This window comes from Microcosmobacter mediterraneus (assembly GCF_031846265.1).
In the GTDB taxonomy this organism is placed as follows: domain Bacteria; phylum Bacteroidota; class Bacteroidia; order Flavobacteriales; family Flavobacteriaceae; genus Microcosmobacter; species Microcosmobacter mediterraneus.
The window spans coordinates 42,928-64,688 of record NZ_JAVRIA010000002.1 but is presented as its reverse complement, the minus strand read 5'-3'; the positions used below and the strand labels follow the sequence as shown (position 1 = coordinate 64,688).

At 33.9% G+C, this 21,761-nt stretch carries 14 protein-coding genes and 1 tRNA gene; 11 read left to right on the top strand and 4 right to left on the bottom strand.

Translation table 11 applies throughout. The annotated features are described in order from the left end of the window. From RM697_RS03760 to RM697_RS03745, 4 genes are all read left to right on the top strand, one after another. Positions 1–669, top strand: a complete 669-nt coding sequence (locus tag RM697_RS03760; RefSeq protein WP_311426523.1) for a copper homeostasis protein CutC — start codon at positions 1–3, stop codon at positions 667–669. A gap of 44 nt (positions 670–713) precedes the next feature. Then, complete coding sequence (locus RM697_RS03755) at positions 714–3,185, top strand: beta-mannosidase (RefSeq protein WP_311426522.1); 2,472 nt, start codon at positions 714–716, stop codon at positions 3,183–3,185. A gap of 43 nt (positions 3,186–3,228) precedes the next feature. Then, on the top strand, positions 3,229–4,458 hold the full coding sequence (locus tag RM697_RS03750; protein ID WP_311426521.1) for a metallophosphoesterase: 1,230 nt from the start codon (positions 3,229–3,231) through the stop codon (positions 4,456–4,458). A 76-nt stretch (positions 4,459–4,534) separates the two neighbouring features. Beyond that, entirely contained in the window at positions 4,535–4,831 is a 297-nt protein-coding gene (locus RM697_RS03745; RefSeq protein WP_311426520.1) for a thioredoxin family protein, read from the top strand. Here RM697_RS03745 and RM697_RS03740 read toward each other — a convergent pair. Together RM697_RS03740 and RM697_RS03735 are read right to left on the bottom strand one after the other, a co-directional pair. Next, complete coding sequence (locus tag RM697_RS03740) at positions 4,826–5,488, bottom strand: polysaccharide deacetylase family protein (protein WP_311426519.1); 663 nt, start codon at positions 5,486–5,488, stop codon at positions 4,826–4,828. The genes RM697_RS03745 and RM697_RS03740 overlap by 6 nt on opposite strands. Before the next feature lie 2 nt (positions 5,489–5,490). Beyond that, positions 5,491–9,114: a glycosyltransferase family 117 protein gene (locus RM697_RS03735; RefSeq protein ID WP_311426518.1), complete on the bottom strand. Its 3,624-nt coding sequence runs from the start codon at positions 9,112–9,114 to the stop codon at positions 5,491–5,493. 150 nt (positions 9,115–9,264) lie between these two features. On the opposite strand from RM697_RS03735, the gene RM697_RS03730 reads away from it, so the two are divergent. Beyond that, positions 9,265–9,337 (top strand) — tRNA-Gln (locus tag RM697_RS03730). Between the two features lie 52 nt (positions 9,338–9,389). Here RM697_RS03730 and RM697_RS03725 read toward each other — a convergent pair. Beyond that, on the bottom strand, positions 9,390–10,220 hold the full coding sequence (locus tag RM697_RS03725) for a universal stress protein (RefSeq protein ID WP_311426517.1): 831 nt from the start codon (positions 10,218–10,220) through the stop codon (positions 9,390–9,392). 150 nt (positions 10,221–10,370) lie between these two features. On the opposite strand from RM697_RS03725, the gene rimP reads away from it, so the two are divergent. From rimP to infB, 3 genes are read left to right on the top strand one after another with little or no spacing between them, the layout of a single operon-like run. After that, on the top strand, positions 10,371–10,835 hold the full coding sequence (gene rimP / locus RM697_RS03720) for a ribosome assembly cofactor RimP (RefSeq protein ID WP_311426516.1): 465 nt from the start codon (positions 10,371–10,373) through the stop codon (positions 10,833–10,835). 12 nt (positions 10,836–10,847) lie between these two features. Further along, a complete protein-coding gene (gene nusA, locus RM697_RS03715) occupies positions 10,848–12,080 on the top strand; it encodes a transcription termination factor NusA (protein WP_311426515.1) in 1,233 nt (410 codons plus the stop codon). A 29-nt stretch (positions 12,081–12,109) separates the two neighbouring features. Beyond that, entirely contained in the window at positions 12,110–14,839 is a 2,730-nt protein-coding gene (infB, locus tag RM697_RS03710; RefSeq protein WP_311426514.1) for a translation initiation factor IF-2, read from the top strand. A gap of 49 nt (positions 14,840–14,888) precedes the next feature. On the opposite strand, the gene RM697_RS03705 is transcribed toward infB, so the two are convergent. After that, complete coding sequence (locus tag RM697_RS03705; protein ID WP_311426513.1) at positions 14,889–15,272, bottom strand: SPOR domain-containing protein; 384 nt, start codon at positions 15,270–15,272, stop codon at positions 14,889–14,891. Between the two features lie 280 nt (positions 15,273–15,552). Between RM697_RS03705 and RM697_RS03700 the strand changes: the two genes are divergently transcribed. From RM697_RS03700 to RM697_RS03690, 3 genes are read left to right on the top strand one after another with little or no spacing between them, the layout of a single operon-like run. Continuing rightward, a complete protein-coding gene (locus RM697_RS03700) occupies positions 15,553–16,869 on the top strand; it encodes a c-type cytochrome (protein WP_311426512.1) in 1,317 nt (438 codons plus the stop codon). A 30-nt stretch (positions 16,870–16,899) separates the two neighbouring features. Beyond that, the gene (locus RM697_RS03695) at positions 16,900–20,010 is read left to right on the top strand and encodes a TAT-variant-translocated molybdopterin oxidoreductase (RefSeq protein WP_311426511.1); all 3,111 of its coding nucleotides are present in this window, start codon (positions 16,900–16,902) and stop codon (positions 20,008–20,010) included. Between the two features lie 31 nt (positions 20,011–20,041). Beyond that, the gene (locus RM697_RS03690) at positions 20,042–21,754 is read left to right on the top strand and encodes a helix-hairpin-helix domain-containing protein (protein WP_311426510.1); all 1,713 of its coding nucleotides are present in this window, start codon (positions 20,042–20,044) and stop codon (positions 21,752–21,754) included. The last annotated feature ends 7 nt before the right edge of the window (positions 21,755–21,761 follow it).

Below are 21,761 nucleotides of genomic sequence, written 5' to 3'. Positions count from 1 at the left end.
ATGTTATTTGAAGTTTGCACACCAAATTATCAATCTGCTAAAAATGCTCAAGAAGCTGGAGCTCATCGAATTGAATTATGTAAAGAATTAGACGTTGGAGGTCTTACACCATCTTTGGATTTATTAAAAAGAGTTTCAGGGGAGTTATCAATTAAAACTTTTATACTGATTAGGCCACGAGCAGGAGACTTTGTTTACAATGACCAAGAGTTTGAGGAGATGAAAAATGATATTAAAACCTGTAAAGAATTAGGCTTTGATGGTATAGTTTCTGGTTTATTGAATCCTGATAATACTATAGATTTGATAAGAACTAGAGCTTTGGTAGAGTTGGCTAGACCTTTAGAGGTTACGTTTCATCGCGCTTTTGACGAGGTTATAAATCCAACCGAAGCCTTAGAGCAACTTATAAATCTTGGTGTAGAACGTGTTTTAACGTCTGGTCAAAAACCAAAAGCAGAAGAAGGGCTTTCACTTTTAAAAACCCTAAAAGATAAAACTCAGAATAAAATTATAATAGTACCAGGTTCAGGCATTAATCCTAAAAATGCCAGTATTTTTAAAGAGGCAGGATTTAAAGAAATACACGCTTCGGCTTCAAAAGAGATTAATGGAGAAATCACGTCAGATTTAAACACAATTAAGGCTATTTTAGACAACTTAAAATAGACCTTTCAGGTTTTCAAAACCTGAAAGGTCTAAAGCTTATATTTATGAAGAAACTAATGTTCTTTTTTATTTTAACAACCATTTGTTTTAGTTGTCAGCCAAAATACGATGTACCAACGACCATAACATTGCATGATAATTGGGAATTCAAAAAAGTAACGGATTCTATTTGGAGTAGTGCAACAATGCCAGGGAATGTATTTTCAGATTTATTAGATGACAAGCTAATTGAAGACCCTTTTATTGGCAAAAACGAAGAAAAGGTACAATGGGTTTCTGAAACGGATTGGGAATATAAAACTACATTTTCTGTAGATAAAAAAACTTTAGAAAAGAAACATCTAGAACTCAATTTTGAAGGTTTAGATACTTATGCATTTGTCTACTTGAATGATAGTCTTATTCTAAAATCCAATAATGCCTTTAGAGCATTTAAAATCGATGTAAAGTCTAGTCTTGAACTAGAAAATGAATTGCGAATTGTTTTTGAGCGCACCTCTAAATATGAAGATGCCGAGAAAGCAAAATTACCTTATGAGTTGCCAGAAGGTAATCGGATTTTTACACGAAAACCACAATTTCAATATGGTTGGGATTGGGGACCGAAATTGAATACTGTTGGTATTTGGAGACCTATTAAGTTGGTAGCTTGGAATGATTTTAAAATTGAAGAAAGTGCAATATTACAATCTAATACTTTAGATTCATTAGGTAATGTAACAGTAGAGTTCAAAATTAATTCAAACCTCGAAACACCTATCAGTTTCGAACTTTTTATTAATAATTCGTTGAGTTTAACGTCTAAATATTCTAGGGTAAATGAAAAAATAACCATACCATTTAAAATAGAAAACCCAAAACTTTGGTGGCCACATAATCTTGGCGAACCTTATCTGTATGATATAAAAGTAATCGCAAAGGAAGGCGATAAAATTTTGGATAGTATTTCTAAGAAAGTCGGTTTAAGAACGATTGAACTAGTCACCAAAAAAGATAGCATTGGTAAATCCTTTTACTTTAAAGTAAATTATGTACCTATATATGCTAAAGGCGCTAATTATATTCCGCAACACAGTTTTCAAAATAAAGTCAAAGATGAGAATTACGAAAAACTATTAAGTGATGTCGTTAATGCTAATATGAATATGCTCAGAGTTTGGGGAGGAGGTATTTATGAGAACGATATTTTTTACGATTTATGTGACGAAAAAGGCATCCTAGTTTGGCAAGATTTTATGTTTGCTTGCGCCATGTATCCTGGTGATGAAGCTTTTCTTAAAAATGTTGAGCAAGAAGCCATAGACAATGTAAAACGCTTGCGTGATCACCCTTCTATTGCACTTTGGTGTGGTAATAACGAAAACTCCGAAGGTTGGCATCGATGGGGTTGGCAAGCCAATAGAAGTGATGTCGAAAAAGACGAGATTTGGGACAACTACCTTAAAGTATTCGATTCCATTTTACCTAATACAGTTTCTAATTTAACGAACACAACCTATTGGGAAAGCTCTCCAAAATATGGTCGTGGAAATTCTAAATATGAATTTGAAGGCGATGCGCACGATTGGTGGATTTGGCATGATGCTTATCCTTTTGAACATTTAGAAGAACATGTGCCGCGATTTATGAGTGAGTTTGGATTTCAATCGTTTCCAAGTTATGAAACTACACAATTCATCAATCAAAATGATTCAATTTTTATAGATACTGATGGGTTTAAAAACCATCAAAATCATATAAGAGGTTTTGAGTTGATTGATGACTATATGCAGCGTGATTTCCCTGTGCCAGATAAACCTGAAGATTATATTTATATGAGTCAGATCTTGCAAGCTTATGGTATTACAAAGGGGATCGAAGCACATCGTAGATCAAAACCTTATAATATGGGAACACTCTATTGGCAACTTAACGACTGTTGGCCTGCAATTTCATGGTCTAGTATTGATTTTTTTGGAAATAGGAAAGCTTTACACTACAAGGTGAAGCATGGTTTTGATAATATTTTGATATCCTCTCAAATTGAAGAAAATATGATGAACACATGGATTGTAAATGATGGATTACAAGAAGAATCTGGAGTTTTAAGTTTGAAGCTAATTGATTTTGAAGGTAATTCGATCTGGCAAGATTTAATCAGTGTGGAATGCCGACCTAATGCTTCAGAAATAAAACACCAATTAGACCTCAATACGCTGATTTTGAAGAAAAATGAGGTGGTTCTTATCTCGGAATTTAATGGAAGACAATCGCACTTCTTTTTTACTAAGCCAAAGGATTTACAATTATTAGACAAACCCATAACTCAAAAAATAATAAAGACTGCAAGCGGATTTCAAATTGAGTTGCAAAGTAAAACGTTTCAAAAAGATGTTTTTTTATTCTCGGATTCTAAGGGTGTGTATTCAGATAATTTCTTTGATCTACTGCCTAATATTGTAAAAGTTATTGACTTTAAAACAGATGCTAAAAGCATAGACATCAAAATAAAATCCCTTAACAATTTTATTAGATAAGTACATACTGTAATACGTATCTTTACAAAAAAATTGTGTAGTCATGCGCTGGCTTATTTTCATTATTGTTTTTGGGATTATAGATTTTTATGCATTCCAAGCATTTAAAACGGTAGCAAAGAATAATTATTTTCATCTTGTCTATTGGGTAATCACCTTGTTAGTAGTAGGTAATTTTATTCTTCGTTTCTACGGTCTAAACCGAAGTGATTATGGTAATAGTCATGCCTATGCCTTTGCTTTTTTAGTAGCTATTATTGTACCTAAGATGATTTTAATGGTGCTTATGTTTGCTGAAGATATTGTTAGAGTACCACAAACGTTGTATAGTTACTTCTTCGAAAATGACAATTCGGGGAATTCGCATATGCCTTCTCGCCGTAAATTTATAAGTCAGATAGCTTTAGGCTTAGCAGCAATCCCTTTTGTATCAATTTTATATGGTATTTATAAAGGGAAATACAACTTTAAAGTGCTTAATTATACATTGTATTTCAAAGATTTACCAACTGCTTTTGATGGTTACCGATTAACGCAAATTAGTGACATACATTCAGGGAGTTTTGATAATCCTGCGAAAGTAGAGTATGCTATTGATTTAATAAACGAACAACAAAGCGATACTATTTTATTTACAGGAGATATAGTTAATAACGAAGCTTCTGAATTGACACCATACAAAACGATGTTCTCTAAATTAAATGCTAAAGATGGTATGTATTCTGTTCTCGGAAATCATGATTATGGCGATTATATTCGATGGGAATCACAAGAGATTAAACAAAAAAATCTAGACGATTTAATTGCGCTTCAAAACGAGATAGGTTTTGATGTATTACTTAACGAAAGTCGTTTTATAGAAAGAGAAGGAGAACGTTTAGCTATAGTTGGTGTAGAAAATTGGGGAGCAGGTGGTTTTAAAAAAGCCGGTGATTTAAAGAAAGCAGCATCAAACGTTAATGCTGATGATTTTAAAATTTTACTGAGTCATGATCCTTCACATTGGGAAAAAGAGGTCATCAAAGATAATTACCATTATCATTTAACACTTAGTGGTCATACTCATGGTATGCAATTTGGGATAGAGATTCCAGGTTGGTTTAAATGGAGTCCTGTAAAATGGCGTTACAAATATTGGGCAGGTATTTATGAAGAGCTGGGTCAGTTTATCAATGTTAATAGAGGATTTGGCTATTTAGCCTTTCCAGGTCGCGTTGGTATTTGGCCAGAAATTACAGTTATTGAACTTAAAAAGGGTTCAAAACCAGCATAATAAGCTTAAAGTATTATCTTTACTATGATTTTCTTATTTTTATAAATAAGTTATATAGATTCAAAACTTTAATACAATGTCAAAATTTGGGGAATTAATAGATGTAGACATTCCAGTTTTACTCGACTTTTTTACCGAATGGAATGAGGAATCTACTACCATGCATCCTGTTCTGAGAGATGTTGCAGCTGCCCTTGGCGATAAGGCTAAGGTGATAAAGATTGATGTTGATAAGAATAAAGAACTTGCAGAGGCACTTCGTGTAAAAGGTCTTCCTACGCTCATTATTTATAAAAATGGCGAAATGAAATGGCGCCACAGTGGAGAGCAAGATGCCAATACTTTAATTGGTATTATTAAGGACTACCTATAGGGTTAACGATTTAAATGTATAACCCATTTTACTGAAGTGATTTAAGACTTTAGGTAAGCAATATTTTAAATTAGTGCTAGCTTTTAGACTATCATGGAAGACGATAATACTACCTCGTTTTGCATTGCTAATTATATTGTCGAAGCATTTTTCTTTAGAAGTAGAAGAGTCCCAGTCAAAGGACAGAACATTCCACATAATAATTTTATAATTGAGATTCTGTAATGCTTTTCCTTGCCTTGGAATTAACTTTCCATAAGGTGGTCTAAACAATTTAGTGTTTAAAGTATCTAGATTGTTTATAGCTCTAATTTTCTTGTTAATTAGATCTTGTGTTTTCTCAATATCTTTAATGTAAGTCTTGGTATTAGTTTTCCAGCCTTTTAAATGATTATAAGTATGATTACCAATACCATGGTCATCATTTACAATAGATTGAAAAATTTCAGGATGTTTGTCTATGTTGGAGCCAATACAAAAAAAAGTTGCTTTGGCATTAAATTTTTTTAATATATCTAATGTCCACATGGTAACCTCAGGAGTTGGACCATCATCGAAAGTAAGAAAAATTGTATTTTCTTTAGTTGGAATATTCCAAACATAACTCGGAAACAATGATGTTATCAGTTTAGGAGTTTTTGCTGGTATTAACTCCATAATTACTCCTGTTGCGTAGAATCATCTAAATTCAGTAGAGAATCTAAGTCTCTTAGATCTCTATCTAACTCTGCAGGACTAGGAGCAATATCATCTGGCTGCATAAAATGATCAAACAACTGTAAATAATCATTGAATTTTTTAGTCTCCTTTTCAGCAAACTCCTCATCATTGTATATTAGAAGTATATCTACAAGGCTTCTGTAACGCTCAATATCTTGTATGATTCTATCAAAATTCTTTTCTTGATTTTTAATAGATAACTCACTGAAATAAGCTAGGTTTTCTTGATAAATTTTAGTAACTTCTTTATAAAGGTTACGTCCTTTTTCAACTTTTTCAATCTCATAATAAGCACTAATATATGGTTCTAAAAGCGTGTAATAACCAAAAGTATTTACAGGCATTTTTTCCATAGCTAAATCGGCTATTTTTTCTGCTTTATCAGGTTTATCTTCATTAATTAATTGTTCCATTAATCTAGCAAGATTACCTCTATAGGTAATTCCATTTCGCCTAGTTTCAGTATCATGATAAATATCTTCACTACCACTATTTCCCCAATCCCAAGACATTACTTTTTCATACATCAAATCAGCATCGACGCGTCCCATATCAAAAGGATTAGCTCTATCTATTTTAGTTTTAATAGGTACTAATTTATAACACATACCATCTAGCTGTAAGTAATCTTTCATCCATATATAATCATCATCTCCAAAACTTCCTCCAGAAAAATATATTGGACGTTCCCAATTATTGTTAGCAATGATATCTAACATTAAAAGGCGGTTTTTATAAATAGCATTATCAGTAATTTTAATATCTATATATGGTACAATACTATCTGCATCTTTTGTTCTAACTACACCGTTTTTAAGAACAATATCCTTGTTTACAGGTATCCTAACATTTTTTGTTGGGAAATAATTTCCATTGAGCATTTGAGCAGGATAACCAGCTCCAGACTCTCTTCTTTGTTGTAAAATGAATTTAAGCTTTGTTTTAGGATCATCACTAGAAATAAAGTTCATAAATTCTTTAATACTAAGAGTATCATTAGCTATATCCTCACTAATTTCTCTATACATAATATAATCTCGAGTACCATATTTATACTGATCATGCGAAAGTTGAGATGGTATAGGATCACTTTCGTAAGCTTTGCGCTTCATTTGATCTATATACCAATCTGTTTGAAATAAGCTGGTGTTTACAACACGAACGTCTGTTCTTACACCTTCTATTTCTTGGGCATACCAAAGCGGAAAACTATCGTTATCACCAATAGTAAATAATATGGCATTTGGCGCACACGATTCTAGGTATTTAACTGCCATAGCATTCGCCGTTTTTCTGCCAGAACGATCGTGGTCATCCCAATTATTCATTGCAAGGATTAGAGGTACAATAAGCATAAGACTTGATAATACTATTGCTTTAGTAGATTTAGATCCGTTTATTTTGTTCACTAAAAACGTTATTATATCTACAATAAGAAGGGTTAAAGCAACTCCAGAAAAAATCAAAAATAAAACTGATAAAGCATTACAAATAAATAGAACAACTTCACTTTCAACGTTAGAAGAAAAATATCTAAACATTAAAAACAGTAACACATTTACAGCAGCAGCAACAGCGATAATTGGTAAAGATTTAAACTTGTTATTTACATTGTCTTTCATACGCTCAAAAATGGCATAGACGCCAAAACCAATCCAAAGCGCAAACACATAAAACGAACCAACTACAGAGTAGTCTCGCTCTCTTGGTTCAAAAGGTCTAACGTTAGTGTAAACTTGTATAGCTAAACCTGTAAATAAGAAAAACACAAGCATAACCCAAAACGTTTTTTTGTCTCTATTAAACAAGAAAAACAAACCTATCAACCCTAAAATAAGCGGTAGAAAATAATAGGTATTACGTGCTTTATCTTCTTTAACTACAGTTGGTAAATTATCTTGAGACATGCCAATGTGCATATTGTCTATAAATGGTATACCACTAATCCAATTTCCATTGAAATCATCATATTGTCCTTGAGTATCGTTTTGTCTACCTGTAAAATTCCACATAAAATAACGCCAATACATGTAACCCAATTGGTACTGAAACATGTATGTGATATTATCTATTGGTGAAGGTTTATCTACAATAAAATACGATTGTGCATAGCGTTTTAAGAAATTATGATAATCTTCATAGTCTACTTCACCTTTGGTAATTCTAGTTCTAAAATCATTTGCAAGATTTCTAATTTTACTTACCTCTTGATTTGCAAAAAAACTAGCTTGGTCTTCAGGATAACCTTCAGATAATGCTGCTTGGTAGTAGTAGGAGTACAATTCAGGATCTAGTTTAAAGTCAATTAAACCTGTAAACATCATATAATTTTCTGCATGCTCACTACTCCACATTCTTGGTAGAAAAGTTGCATGTTCAGAATTGTAATTTTGTTTAGCATTCTCATATTCATTAACAATCACATACTTTCCAAGTTTTTCATCTTTCTCGTACTTAGGTTTATCATCCACAAAGGGTTGGTTTTCATCAGCTCCAGAATATAGTTCTGTAAACTGAGGACCATAGAATAAGTGTGTTTCAGGATATTGTTCTAGGTTATAATATGCCAATAGTTCTCTTGCACTAGCAGGATTATTCTCGTTAATAATAACATTGGCATTAGCTCTAATTGGTAACATCATCCAAGATGAAAATCCAATAACAACAAAAGCTATACACAAAATACCAGTATTAAGTAATTTATTGTTTTGTTTTCTAGAGTAGCTTAGCCCAAAATAGACTAAACCTATTAAAGTTAATCCAGCGATTATTGATCCAGAATTAAAAGGTAGCCCAATAGTGTTAACAAAGAAAATCTCAGAAACACTAAAAAATCTCAAGATATTTGGTGCTAATAATTTGAATATAAACAGAAGAACAGCAACAGAGACCACGTTGGCTATAATGAAATTTTTTACCGTTATGGTTTTGTAGTTTTTAAAGTAATAGATTAAACCAATTGCAGGAATGGTTAATAAACCCATAAAGTGAACACCAAAAGATAAGCCAATAACAAAAGAAATAAGCACTAACCACTTATTTCCTCTAGCTTTGTTCATATCTTTTTCCCATCGCAATGCCAAGTAGAACATTACAGACATTATAAAAATGGCCATGGCATAAACTTCGGTTTCAACGGCATTGTACCAAAACGTATCTGTAAATGCAAATGCCAAACTCCCTACAACTGCACTACCAATTATGGCTACCGAAGAACTTTTACTAATGTTTTCTTCTCCTCCAGCAAGTTTTGTAAGTAATAGAATCACACTCCAAAACATAAATAAAATTGTAAACGCACTGCTCACAGCGCTCATCATATTAAGCATCATTCCTATTTGAGAAGCTTCTAAAGCGAAAATAGAGAAGAATGCACCAAGCATTTGAAAAAGTGGTGCACCAGGAGGATGTCCTACCTGTAATTTTGATGATGTAAGAATGTATTCACCTGTATCCCAGAAACTCACAGTTGGCTCTACAGTTAAACTGTAAGTTATGAGAGCAATTACGAATACCGACCAACCAAAAATGTTTTGCCATTTTTTAAAGTTGAAATCTGCCATAGTTGAAGTCTTTAAATGCGGACGAATTTACTAATTATTGTGATAAACCATTAGATTTTAAGTAAACGTTAAGCAATTAAAATTATTTTCAAGTAAAATTTTTGCCCAAAACAAAGTTTATTATAAATTTGCATCCTCATTTTGAGATGATGGCCTATGGTGTAACTGGCAACACGTCTGGTTTTGGTCCAGAAGAGTCTAGGTTCGAGCCCTAGTAGGCCAACATAAGTTAAAGTCCTTATCGTTTTCGGTAAGGACTTTTTAATTGCTGTGATTCATTCCCAGATTTTAAATGTAATTACTGGTCTATTTGCGTGGTTAACTAGATCTTCGCTAATACTACCATTAAAAAAGTGTGCAATACCTTGTCTACCATGAGTGCTGATACCTATAATATCAGCATTAATATGTTGCGAAAAATTTAAAATACCTTTTTCAACAGAATCGTCATTATATACCGTAATAGTATAGTTTTCAAAATCAACATCTTTAATAAAATCATCGATTCTAGTATTTGCTTTAGCTGTCGTAGTAAAGTTATTAGGCGTATTTACCATGAGTAAATGAACATTTGCACCAAACGCCTTTGCAAAATCTGTGGCTTGTCTGTAAGTTTCTTTATTATCATTCTTGAAATCTGAAGCAAAAACAAAATCATTAATAGCAAAATCGTCATGGTCATTTTTTATTACAAGTACAGGAACTTCAGAATTTCTAACTACTTTCTCTGCGTTAGAACCAATGAACATTTCTTTTATTCCACTAGCACCATGAGAACCCATGATGATAATATCAATGTTGTTTTCCCTACAAGCGTCTTTAATTTCGCTAAAAGAAATATCTGCTTTCACTTTTTCATGGATAGTTATTTGAGATAAATAAGGCTTATCTAAGAAAGCATTAAATTGTTTTTCAGCTAATTTCCTATAAAATAGAGCTTCAGGTGGTTCACCATAACCTCCAGCAACATCAACCTCCTGAAAAGGAAGTTCTAACATATGTAGTAAATATATTTCAGAATCATTTTGTTTAGCTATTTGTGCTGCTACTTTTAAGGCATATTCGGCATGCTCGGAAAAATCGGTTGGTACAAGTATTCTTTTCATAAGTTAGAGTTGATTGTGATACATTAAATTTAATGATAAAAATCCAATTTTTAGCTTTTGGAAAAATCAATATAAATATTGTATATTTGCATCGCTGTAAGAGAAAGATTAAACGAGGGGACGAAAAGTCCCCTCTTTTTATACACTTAGATGTTTAGAGACAAGGTAGAATCATTGTTGCAAGACGGTTTAGATCAACGCCCAGATTTATTTTTAATTGACTTTGAAGTTAATGAAAGCAATGCCATCAGAGTTGTAATCGATGGTGATAAAGGTGTGTTGGTTGAAGATTGTATGTTTATTAGCAGAGCAATAGAGCATAATCTAGACAGAGAAGAGCATGATTTTTCGTTGGAGGTAACCTCAGCAGGAGCTGCCTCAGACCTAACTAATCACAGGCAGTATAAGAAAAATGTTGGAAGGGTTCTAAGTGTAAAAACTGAAACAGGAGATACTTACGAAGCCGAGTTAATGAGTGCAACAGATCATGGTATAGAGTTAACTTGGAAAGCAAGGGAGCCAAAACCAATAGGGAAAGGAAAAGTTACTGTAACTAAGGAGGCTAAACTTAGTTATGAAGAAATAAAGCAAGCAAAAGTTAAAATAAAATTTTAATTCAAATCAGATATGGAGAATGTAGCATTAATTGAGTCATTTTCAGAATTTAAAGATGACAAATTAATAGATCGTGTTACGTTGATGGCAATTTTAGAAGATGTTCTAAGAAATGCCTTAAAAAAGAAATATGGAGACGACGATAATTTTGATATCATAATAAATCCGGATAAAGGCGATTTAGAAATTTGGAGAAATAGAATTGTAGTTGCAGATGGCGAAGTAGAAGAACCTAATCAAGAAATAGAATTATCTGAAGCTCAGAAGATAGAACCAGATTTTGAAGTTGGTGAAGATGTAGCCGAAGAAGTTAAACTTATTGATTTGGGTAGACGCTCAATTTTAGCATTAAGACAAAACTTAATTTCTAAAATACATGAGCACGATAACACTAATATATATAAGCAATTTAAAGAGTTAGAAGGAGAAATCTACACTGCTGAGGTTCATCATATAAGACATAGAGCAATTATCTTATTAGATGATGAAGGTAATGAAATCATACTTCCAAAAGACAGGCAAATCCCGTCAGATTTCTTTAGAAAAGGTGAGAATGTAAGAGGTATTATTGAAAGTGTAGAGTTAAAAGGTAGTAAGCCAGCAATAATTATGTCTAGAACAGCACCAAGGTTTTTAGAGAAATTATTTGAGCAAGAAATACCTGAAGTTTTCGATGGTCTTATCACTGTGAAACATGTGGTAAGAATCCCTGGCGAAAAAGCCAAAGTAGCTGTAGACTCTTATGATGATAGAATTGATCCTGTAGGTGCTTGTGTTGGTATGAAAGGATCTCGTATTCATGGTATTGTTAGAGAATTAGGAAATGAAAACATAGATGTTATTAACTATACAAATAATTTACAACTTTTTATAACCAGAGCATTAAGTCCTGCTAGAGTAACATCGTTAAAAATAGACGAAGAAAATAAACGTGCAGAAGTATTACTTAAGCCAGAAGAAGTAAGTAAAGCTATTGGTAGAGGAGGGCATAATATACGTTTAGCTGGTAAATTAACTGGGTACGAAATAGACGTTTTCAGAGAAGGTGCAGAAGAAGATGTAGAGTTAAGTGAGTTTTCTGATGAAATAGAAGGCTGGATTATTGATGAGTTTAGTAAAGCAGGTTTAGATACAGCAAAAAGTATTCTAGAGCAAGATTTAGTAGACTTAGTTAAACGTACAGATTTAGAAGAAGAAACTATAGAAGAAGTGATTAGAATTCTAAAAGAAGAATTTGAAGACTAATCAATATTAAGTTATATTACAAGCAATTTATGGCTCAAACAATTAGATTAAATAAAGTATTACGAGAACTCAATATCTCTATTGATCGTGCTGTGGACTTCCTTGAGTCCAAGAGCGTCTCTATTGATAAAAGTCCTAATACTAAAATTTCTCAAGAGGTTTATGACATCCTTTCAGATGAGTTTCAGACTGATGCGAGCAAGAAAATGAAATCGCAAGAAGTAAGCGAAGCAAAACTAAAAGAAAAGGAGGAATTACGTCTTAAAAGAGAGCGTGAATTGGAAGAGAAACAACGCGAAGAAGAAGTTATTGCTGCTCAAGAAGAAGAGGTTGTAAAAGCTAAGGCATCTCTAAGTGGACCTAAACAAGTAGGTACTATAGACCTTAACAAAAAGAAAGAAGAACCTAAGCCAGTAAAAGAAGAGCCTAAGGCAGAAATCCCTAAAAAAGAGGAACCAAAAGCAAAGAAAAAGGAAGAACCAAAAAAGGCAGATAAGAAAGAAGAAGTCAATAAAAAACCTGAAGAAGTTAAGGTTGAAAAAGTATCTGATACTAAAGAGCCTGACGCTAAAGAAGTTGCTGATGAGAAAGTAAAAACTCAATATCAAAAACTTTCCGGACCAAAAACCACAGGTAAAAAAATAGACCTTTCTAAATTTAATAAGCCAAAGAAAAAAGAAGAAAAGAAATCAACAGATACTACTGCGGCTAATAAAAAGAAAAGACGTAGAATTAGTAAAGGACCTGCTCAAGGAGGTAATAATAGACCTGGTCAATCTAACGATAATAGAGGGCGAGGAAATTATAAAGGAAGAAACCAAGGCAAACGCTCAAATGTAGTTAAAGAAGAGCCTAGTGAAGAAGAAGTGCAAAAACAAGTTAGAGAGACCTTAGAAAAACTTCAAGGTAAATCTAATAAAGGAAAAGGTGCTAAATACAGACGAGAAAAAAGAGAACAACATAGAGAGCAATCTGAAAAAGAACTGCAAGCTCAAGAAGCGGAAAGCAAAGTGCTTAAAGTCACAGAATTTGTTACCGCAAGTGAAGTGGCAACTATGATGGATGTTTCTGTAACTCAGATTATTTCTGCATGTATGTCTCTAGGTATGATGGTGACGATGAATCAACGCTTAGATGCTGAAACATTATCTATTGTAGCTGAAGAATTTGGATACGAAGTAGAATTTGTAACAGCAGATATTGAAGAATCTTTTGAAGAAGTTGAAGATAAGGCAGAAGATCTAAAACCACGTGCTCCAATTGTTACAGTAATGGGTCACGTTGATCATGGTAAAACATCGTTGTTAGATTACATACGTAAGGAAAATGTTATCGCTGGCGAGTCAGGAGGTATTACTCAGCATATTGGAGCTTATGGTGTAGAATTAGAAAACGGTCAAGAAATTGCGTTTTTAGATACACCAGGTCACGAAGCCTTTACAGCAATGCGTGCTCGTGGTGCTCAAGTCACAGATATAGCTATTATTGTAGCCGCAGCAGATGATGATATTATGCCTCAAACTAAAGAAGCAATCTCACATGCGCAAGCAGCAGGTGTACCTATCATATTTGCAATTAATAAAATTGATAAACCAGATGCAAATCCAGAAAAAATAAAAGAAGGATTAGCACAAATGAATCTTTTAGTTGAGGATTGGGGCGGAAAAATTCAGTCGCATGATATTTCTGCTAAAATGGGAACTGGAGTAAAAGAGTTATTAGAAAAAGTATTGCTAGAGGCAGAGTTATTAGAGCTTAAAGCTAATCCTACAAAACCAGCACAAGGAACAGTAGTAGAAGCATTTTTAGATAAAGGTCGTGGTTATGTGTCTACTATTTTGGTACAAGCCGGAACATTAAAAATTGGAGACTATGTATTGGCAGGTAAAAATAGTGGTAAGGTAAAAGCCATGCACGATGAGCGTGGTAATGATGTTGCTGAAGCTGGACCTTCAACTCCAGTATCAATACTTGGTTTAGATGGAGCACCACAAGCAGGTGATAAGTTTAATGTTTTCACAGATGAGCGAGAAGCTAAAACTATTGCGGCTAAACGTACTCAATTACAACGAGAACAATCTGTTAGAACACAACGTCACATAACGCTAGATGAAATAGGACGTCGTATTGCTTTAGGAGATTTCCAAGAATTAAATATCATACTTAAAGGTGATGTGGATGGTTCTGTAGAAGCTTTAACGGATTCATTCCAGAAATTATCTACTGAGGAAATACAGGTTAATATTATACACAAAGGTGTTGGAGCAATAACGGAAAGTGATGTTTTACTTGCTACTGCTTCAGATGCTATTATCATAGGGTTTAATGTAAGACCAATGGGTAATGCAAGACAAATTGCTGATAAAGAAGAAATCGATATTAGAACATATTCTATCATCTACGATGCTATTAATGATCTTAAAGATGCCATGGAAGGTATGTTGTCTCCAGAGCTCAAAGAAGAGATTACTGGTACAGCAGAAATTAGAGAAATATTTAAAGTCTCTAAAATTGGTAGTATTGCAGGTTGTATGGTAACTAACGGAAAAATATTCAGAAACTCAGGTGTTAGACTTATTAGAGAAGGTGTTGTAGTTTATACAGGAGAATTAGCATCGCTTAAACGTTTTAAAGACGATGTTAAAGAAGTATCTAAAGGTTATGATTGCGGTATGCAAATTAAAAACTACAATGATATTAAAGAAGGTGATGTTATAGAAGCCTTCCAAGAAGTAGAAGTTAAAAAGACATTAAAATAAATAACATTACAACACAAAAAAAGCGATGATATCTTCATCGCTTTTTTTGTTACTTCTTTTTATCTTTTTTGGGTTTAAAGATAAATGCATTGGCATATTTACGTTTTATTTTTTGTAAGGCTCTATCAGCCTCCAAACGACTTCTAAAATTCCCTACCCAAATTTTATAATTAGGAGTATTCCACTCCATACTTACAGACCATTCACCATAAGCGTTTAGGAATTCACTTTTTACACGTTCAGCATTAGTTCTGTTTCCTTGGTAGACTTGTATTTTATAGGTGTACGCCGTTTTTAAATCTTTCTTATATTCTAAGAGCTTAGAAATATCACTGTCTTGATCTATGGTTACAGTTGCACTTTGCGCATTGCCTTTAAAAAAGCATAACATTAATATGCTGATTATGAATAATTTTATAGATGTTTTTTGCATTGTAAATTGTATTTAATACAAACTTAAAATATTATAACTAAACTACCTGTGTTTTTATTATTTAGAATCTTTATAAATTAAGAATTAACAGTTATCTAACATTTTCAAAATGGACTTTATATCTTACTTTTGCAAGAGATTTTGGAAAAGCTTTTTGCTCATAATAAATGAAATAATCGTGCCGAAATTTAGAGATTGATTTAACTAACTAAATGAAGTTTTATAGCCTACTCTGGTTTTAGGATTTCATTTCACAATAATATAAAATAGAAGTCAACAGATGAAACAGGTGATACACCGTAATTTAGCCTTAAAGTTCTTCAGCTTAAATTTTATTTTCCTATTTACTTTTTTTACTTCAATTTATGCACAAGAAGGTGATCCAGCGAAAGGAAAAACGTTATTCAATACCAATTGTGCTTCTTGTCATAAGCTAGATAGTAAAATGACTGGTCCTGCTCTGCGTAATGTAGAAACAAGACTTTTAGAAGAAGAAGGTTTAGATCGTGAATGGTTAAATGCTTGGATCAGAAATAGTGCCTCACTCATAAAAGCAGGTGATGCCTACGCGGTTAAGATATACGCAGAGTATAATCAAACTGCTATGACGGCTTTCCCGCAGTTAGAAGATCAGGATATAAGTGATATTTTGGCATATACGGCTCAAGAAATTGATCCTTGTATTGCTAATCCTCAGCCAGGATGTCCTGGTTACAAACCACCAACAGAAGGAGAGTCAGGTAGTGGGTCAACGACTTCTAACAAAATTATATTAGGTGCACTAGCACTGTTATTTGGGTTATTAGCTATGGCTTTAGTTTTAGTTAAGCGAACGTTAAACCGTTTTGCTGAAGCTAAAGGTGTTGAGGTTGCCACACAGCAAGGTCCTTCACTTTGGCAATCGTTTCTTAAAAACCAGTTTTTATTATTAGTAACTGCAATATTCTTTTTATTAGCTAGTGGTTATTTTGCTTATGGTTGGATGATGCAAGTAGGTGTTAATCAAGGTTACGAGCCTGTACAGCCTATCCATTATTCTCATAGAATACATGCTGGTGACAATGGTATTGATTGTAAATATTGTCATTCCTCTGCAAGAGTGAGTAAACATTCAGGTATCCCTTCATTAAACATATGTATGAACTGTCATAAGTCTATTAGTAATGTAGCTGCAGAAACACTTGCTGAGGGTAAAAATGAGTATGGTGTAGATTATGATGCTGAGATTCAAAAATTATATGCTGCAGTTGGTTGGGATGCTGCTGAGCAAAAATATACAGGTGAGACAAATCCAGTAAAATGGATTAGAATACATAACCTTCCAGACTTTGCTTATTTTAATCACTCGCAGCATGTTGTTGTTGGTGGAATTGAATGTCAGACCTGTCATGGTCCTGTTGAAGAAATGGAGATTATGTATCAAGAATCACCTTTAACAATGGGATGGTGTATTAATTGTCACAGGGAAACCAATGTTAAGGTAAAGGATAACGGTTATTACACTAAAATCCATGAAGAGCTTAAAAAGAAATATGGAAAAGACCAATTCACAGCAGCTCAAATGGGAGGTTTAGAATGTGGTAAATGTCACTATTAATAAATAAGAAGTAAATTTCAATTATATACTATGTCATCAAACAAGAAATACTGGAAAAGTGTTGAAGAGCTAAACGATAGTTCTATTGTTGAGACGCTAAGACAAAACGAATTTGCTGAGCAGATTCCTGTCGATGAATTCTTAGGTGATAAAGAAACCTTAGAGGCTTCATCAACGTCGCGTAGAGATTTCTTAAAATATATAGGATTTAGTACTGCTGCTGCCTCTTTAGCGGCTTGCGAAGGTCCAGTTATAAAATCTATTCCTTATGTAATACAACCTAAGGAAATTGTTCCTGGTGTTGCTAATTATTATGCAACTACCATAGCTAATGGGAATGATTTTGCAAGTGTTCTTGTAAAAACGAGAGAAGGTCGCCCAATTAAAATTGAAAATAATAACTTGGCAAAGACTCATGGAAGTGCTAATGCCAGAGTTAATGCTTCTGTTTTAGGATTATACGATAGTAAACGTGTTAAGGCACCTCAAAAAGATGGTGTTGATATAACTTGGGGAGAATTTAATGCAGAAACGACTCAAGCACTTAATAAAATTAAAGACTCAGGTAAGTCTATAGTATTGTTAACACAAACCTTTGCAAGTCCTTCTACGGCTAATTTGGTTGCAGAATTTACTGCAAAATATGGCAATGTAAAACATGTACAGTATGATGCAGTTTCAGAAAGTGCTGCTTTAGATGCTTATGAAGCTAAGTATGGTAGTCGAGGATTTGCTAGTTATGATTTTTCAAAAGCTGCAACCATAGTATCTGTTGGTGCAGATTTCTTAGGTGATTGGCAAGGTGGTGGATACGATGCTGCTTATGCACAAGGTCGCGTTCCTGAAAACGGGAAAATGTCGCGTCATATTCAGTTTGAAGCTAATATGTCTTTATCTGGAGCAAATGCAGATAAGAGAGTTCCTGTTAAGCCAGCAATGCAAAAATTAGTTTTAGCAAAGCTTTACAGTTATGTTACAGGACGAAATGTTTCTGGAAATTTACCTCAGAACATAGATGATGCTGTACGTAAAGCGGCTTCACAATTAACTAAAGCTGGTAGTAATGGTGTCGTTGTTTCTGGTATACAAGACGTAAATGCACAAACCGTTGTATTAGACATCAATGAACACTTAAATAGTAAGGCATTTGATTATAAAACTACAGTTAAAATAAAACAAGGAAATAACAAAGCAGTTGCTCAAGTTGTTTCTGATATGAATTCAGGAAATGTTGGTGCAGTCATTATGTGTGGTGTAAATCCATCATACAGCTTACCGAATGCTACAGAGTTTAATGAAGGATTAAAAAATGTTGATTTAAAAATCGCTTTCACTATGAAAGCAGATGAGACTGCTCCACATGTGCAATACATAGCAGCAGCACCTCATTATTTAGAATCTTGGGGAGATGTTGAGTTTGCTTCAGGTCATTATGGCTTAATGCAACCAACAATTAGACCTTTGTTTGATACTAAACAATTTCAAGACGCCTTATTAATGTGGACAGATAATTCTAGTTCACTTAGAGATTATATAAAAGACTATTGGACATCTAATATATTAAATGGAAGCTCATTTAATAAAGCACTACAAGATGGTGTATTTGTAGGAGCATCATCAAATTCTGTTGATCTAGAGGTATCTTCAACTGATGAAGATTTGGTTGATACACCTCAGAGTAATGCTGCACAAGCACTAGCTAGCTCTGTTTCAGGCTCTGAAGGTATGGAGTTAGTCCTTTATACTAAAACAGGAATGGGAGACGGTCAACAAGCTAATAACCCTTGGCTACAAGAATTCCCTGACCCAATAACAAGAACATCTTGGGATAATTACGTAACTGTGTCTAGAGCAGACGCAGAACGTATGGAGTTAAAAAATTGGAATGTTGCTAATGGTGGTCTTAATGGGAGTAAAGCTGATGTTACAGTTAATGGAGTAACTGTTAAAAACGTACCAGTTATTATACAACCAGGACAGGCTAAAGGCTCAATTGGATTATCCTTAGGATATGGAAGAACAGCTGGTGTTAAAAAAGAGATGATGACTGGTGTAAATGCTTATCCTTTATACCAGAACTTTAACACTGCTCAAAACGTCAAAATTTCTAAAGCTACTGGTGAACATGAGTTTGCTTGTGTGCAGTTGCACAATACCTTAATGGGTCGTGGAGATATCATAAAGGAGACAACTTTAGAGATTTTTAATACTGAAGATAAAGAGCATTGGAATGCTGTACCAGTTGTATCATTAAATCATGAAGAAACACCAGTAACGTCTCCAGAAGTTGACTTGTGGGATTCTTTTGATCGTTCAATAGGACATCATTTTAACCTATCCATTGATTTAAATTCTTGTACAGGATGTGGTGCATGTGTTATCGCATGCCATGCAGAAAATAATGTTCCTGTGGTTGGTAAAACTGAAATGCGTCGTAGCAGAGATATGCACTGGCTTCGTATAGATCGTTATTACTCATCAGAAGACACCTTTGAAGGTGATGAAGTGAAAAAAGATAACGCTGAAGGATGGTTTACAGGAGAAAAACAAGCACTACGAGAAATGGAGAATCCAGCGGATAATCCACAAGTAGCTTTTCAACCAGTAATGTGTCAGCATTGTAATCATGCACCTTGCGAAACAGTTTGTCCTGTAGCTGCAACAGCTCATGGACGCCAAGGTCAAAATCATATGGCATACAACAGATGCGTTGGTACACGTTACTGTGCTAATAACTGTCCTTATAAAGTGCGTCGTTTTAACTGGTTCCTTTATAATGGAAACGAAGAATTCGATTTCAATTATGCTATGAATGACGATCTTGGACGTATGGTCTTAAATCCAGATGTTACTGTTCGTTCTCGTGGTGTTATGGAAAAATGTTCTATGTGTATTCAAATGACACAGAAAACAATACTTGATGCAAAGCGTGATGGAAGAGAAATTAAAGATGGCGAATTACAAACCGCTTGTTCTGCAGCATGTAGTAGTGGATCAATAGTGTTTGGAGATATAAATGACAAGACAAGTAAAGTTGCAGAATTAAAAGAAGACGATCGTATGTATCACTTGTTAGAAAGTGTTGGAACTAAACCTAATGTGTTCTACCATACTAAAGTGAGAAATACAACGGAAGCTTAATAAACTAATAAAGAAATAATTATAAAAAATTATGGCGTCTCATTACGAAGCACCTATTAGAAGACCTTTAGTTACTGGAGAAAAATCGTATCACGATGTTACTGTAGATGTAGCTAGACCAGTTGAAGGTAAAGCCAATAGAGCTTGGTGGATTGTATTTGGTATTGCATTAACTGCCTTTTTATGGGGAATAGGATGTATTATCTATACAATTTCAACAGGTATTGGAGTTTGGGGTCTTAATAAAACAGTAAACTGGGCTTGGGATATTACTAACTTTGTTTGGTGGGTTGGTATTGGTCATGCAGGAACATTAATTTCTGCTGTACTCTTACTCTTTCGCCAAAAATGGAGAATGGCAATTAACCGTTCTGCAGAAGCGATGACTATATTTTCAGTAGTACAGGCTGGTTTATTTCCAATTATCCATATGGGTCGTCCATGGTTAGCATATTGGGTATTACCTATTCCTAATCAATTTGGTTCGTTATGGGTAAACTTTAATTCACCACTACTTTGGGATGTATTTGCGATTTCTACCTATTTATCAGTTTCCTTAGTTTTCTGGTGGACAGGTTTATTACCAGATTTCGCTATGATTAGAGATAGAGCTGTTAGACCTTTCCAAAAGAAAATTTATTCGTTATTAAGTTTTGGTTGGTCTGGTAGAGCAAAAGATTGGCAGCGTTTTGAAGAAGTATCATTGGTACTTGCTGGTTTAGCAACACCATTAGTACTTTCAGTTCATACTATAGTATCATTTGATTTTGCAACGTCTGTAATACCAGGTTGGCATACTACTATATTCCCACCTTATTTTGTTGCAGGAGCTATTTTCTCAGGATTTGCAATGGTAAATACACTTCTCATAATTATGAGAAAAGTATGTAGTTTAGAAGATTATATTACTGTACAGCATATAGAGTTAATGAATATCGTTATTATGATAACGGGTTCTATTGTTGGAGTGGCTTATATTACCGAGCTATTCATTGCATGGTACTCTGGTGTTGAATACGAACAATACGCATTCTTAAATAGAGCTACAGGTCCTTACTGGTGGTCATATTTACTAATGATGAGCTGTAACGTATTATCACCTCAGTTTATGTGGTTTAAGAAATTACGTACTAGTATTATGTTCTCTTTCTTTATCTCCATAGTTGTAAATGTTGGTATGTGGTTTGAACGTTTTGTAATTATTGTAACATCATTACACAGAGATTATTTACCATCGTCATGGACCATGTTTTCACCAACGTTTGTTGATATAGGCATCTTTATAGGAACAATAGGATTCTTCTTTGTATTATTCTTGTTATACTCAAGAACATTCCCTGTAATTGCTCAGGCAGAAGTTAAAACTATTTTAAAATCATCAGGTGAACGTTATAAGCGAATAAGAGAAGCAGGAGACTCATTAGTAGGAACAGGTTCTGATGCAAGAACATCTAGTGCTGCTAAATCTACTGCTAGCTCAGATAATTCATCCAAGGTTAAAAATCTGTTAGGTACCATAGGAACGTTCGATGCCAATACTGATACAGCAGATGATTTGAAAAAAATTAGTGGTGTTGGTCCTAAAATGGAAGAAGTTCTTAATTCTATAGGAATTTATAAATACGAACAAGTAGCTCGTATGACCAAAAATGAATATGATCTATTAGACTCTATAACTGAATCTTTCCCAGGACGCGCTGAACGCGATGATTGGGCAGGTCAGGCTAAAAAATTAATAAACTAAGCGTAGA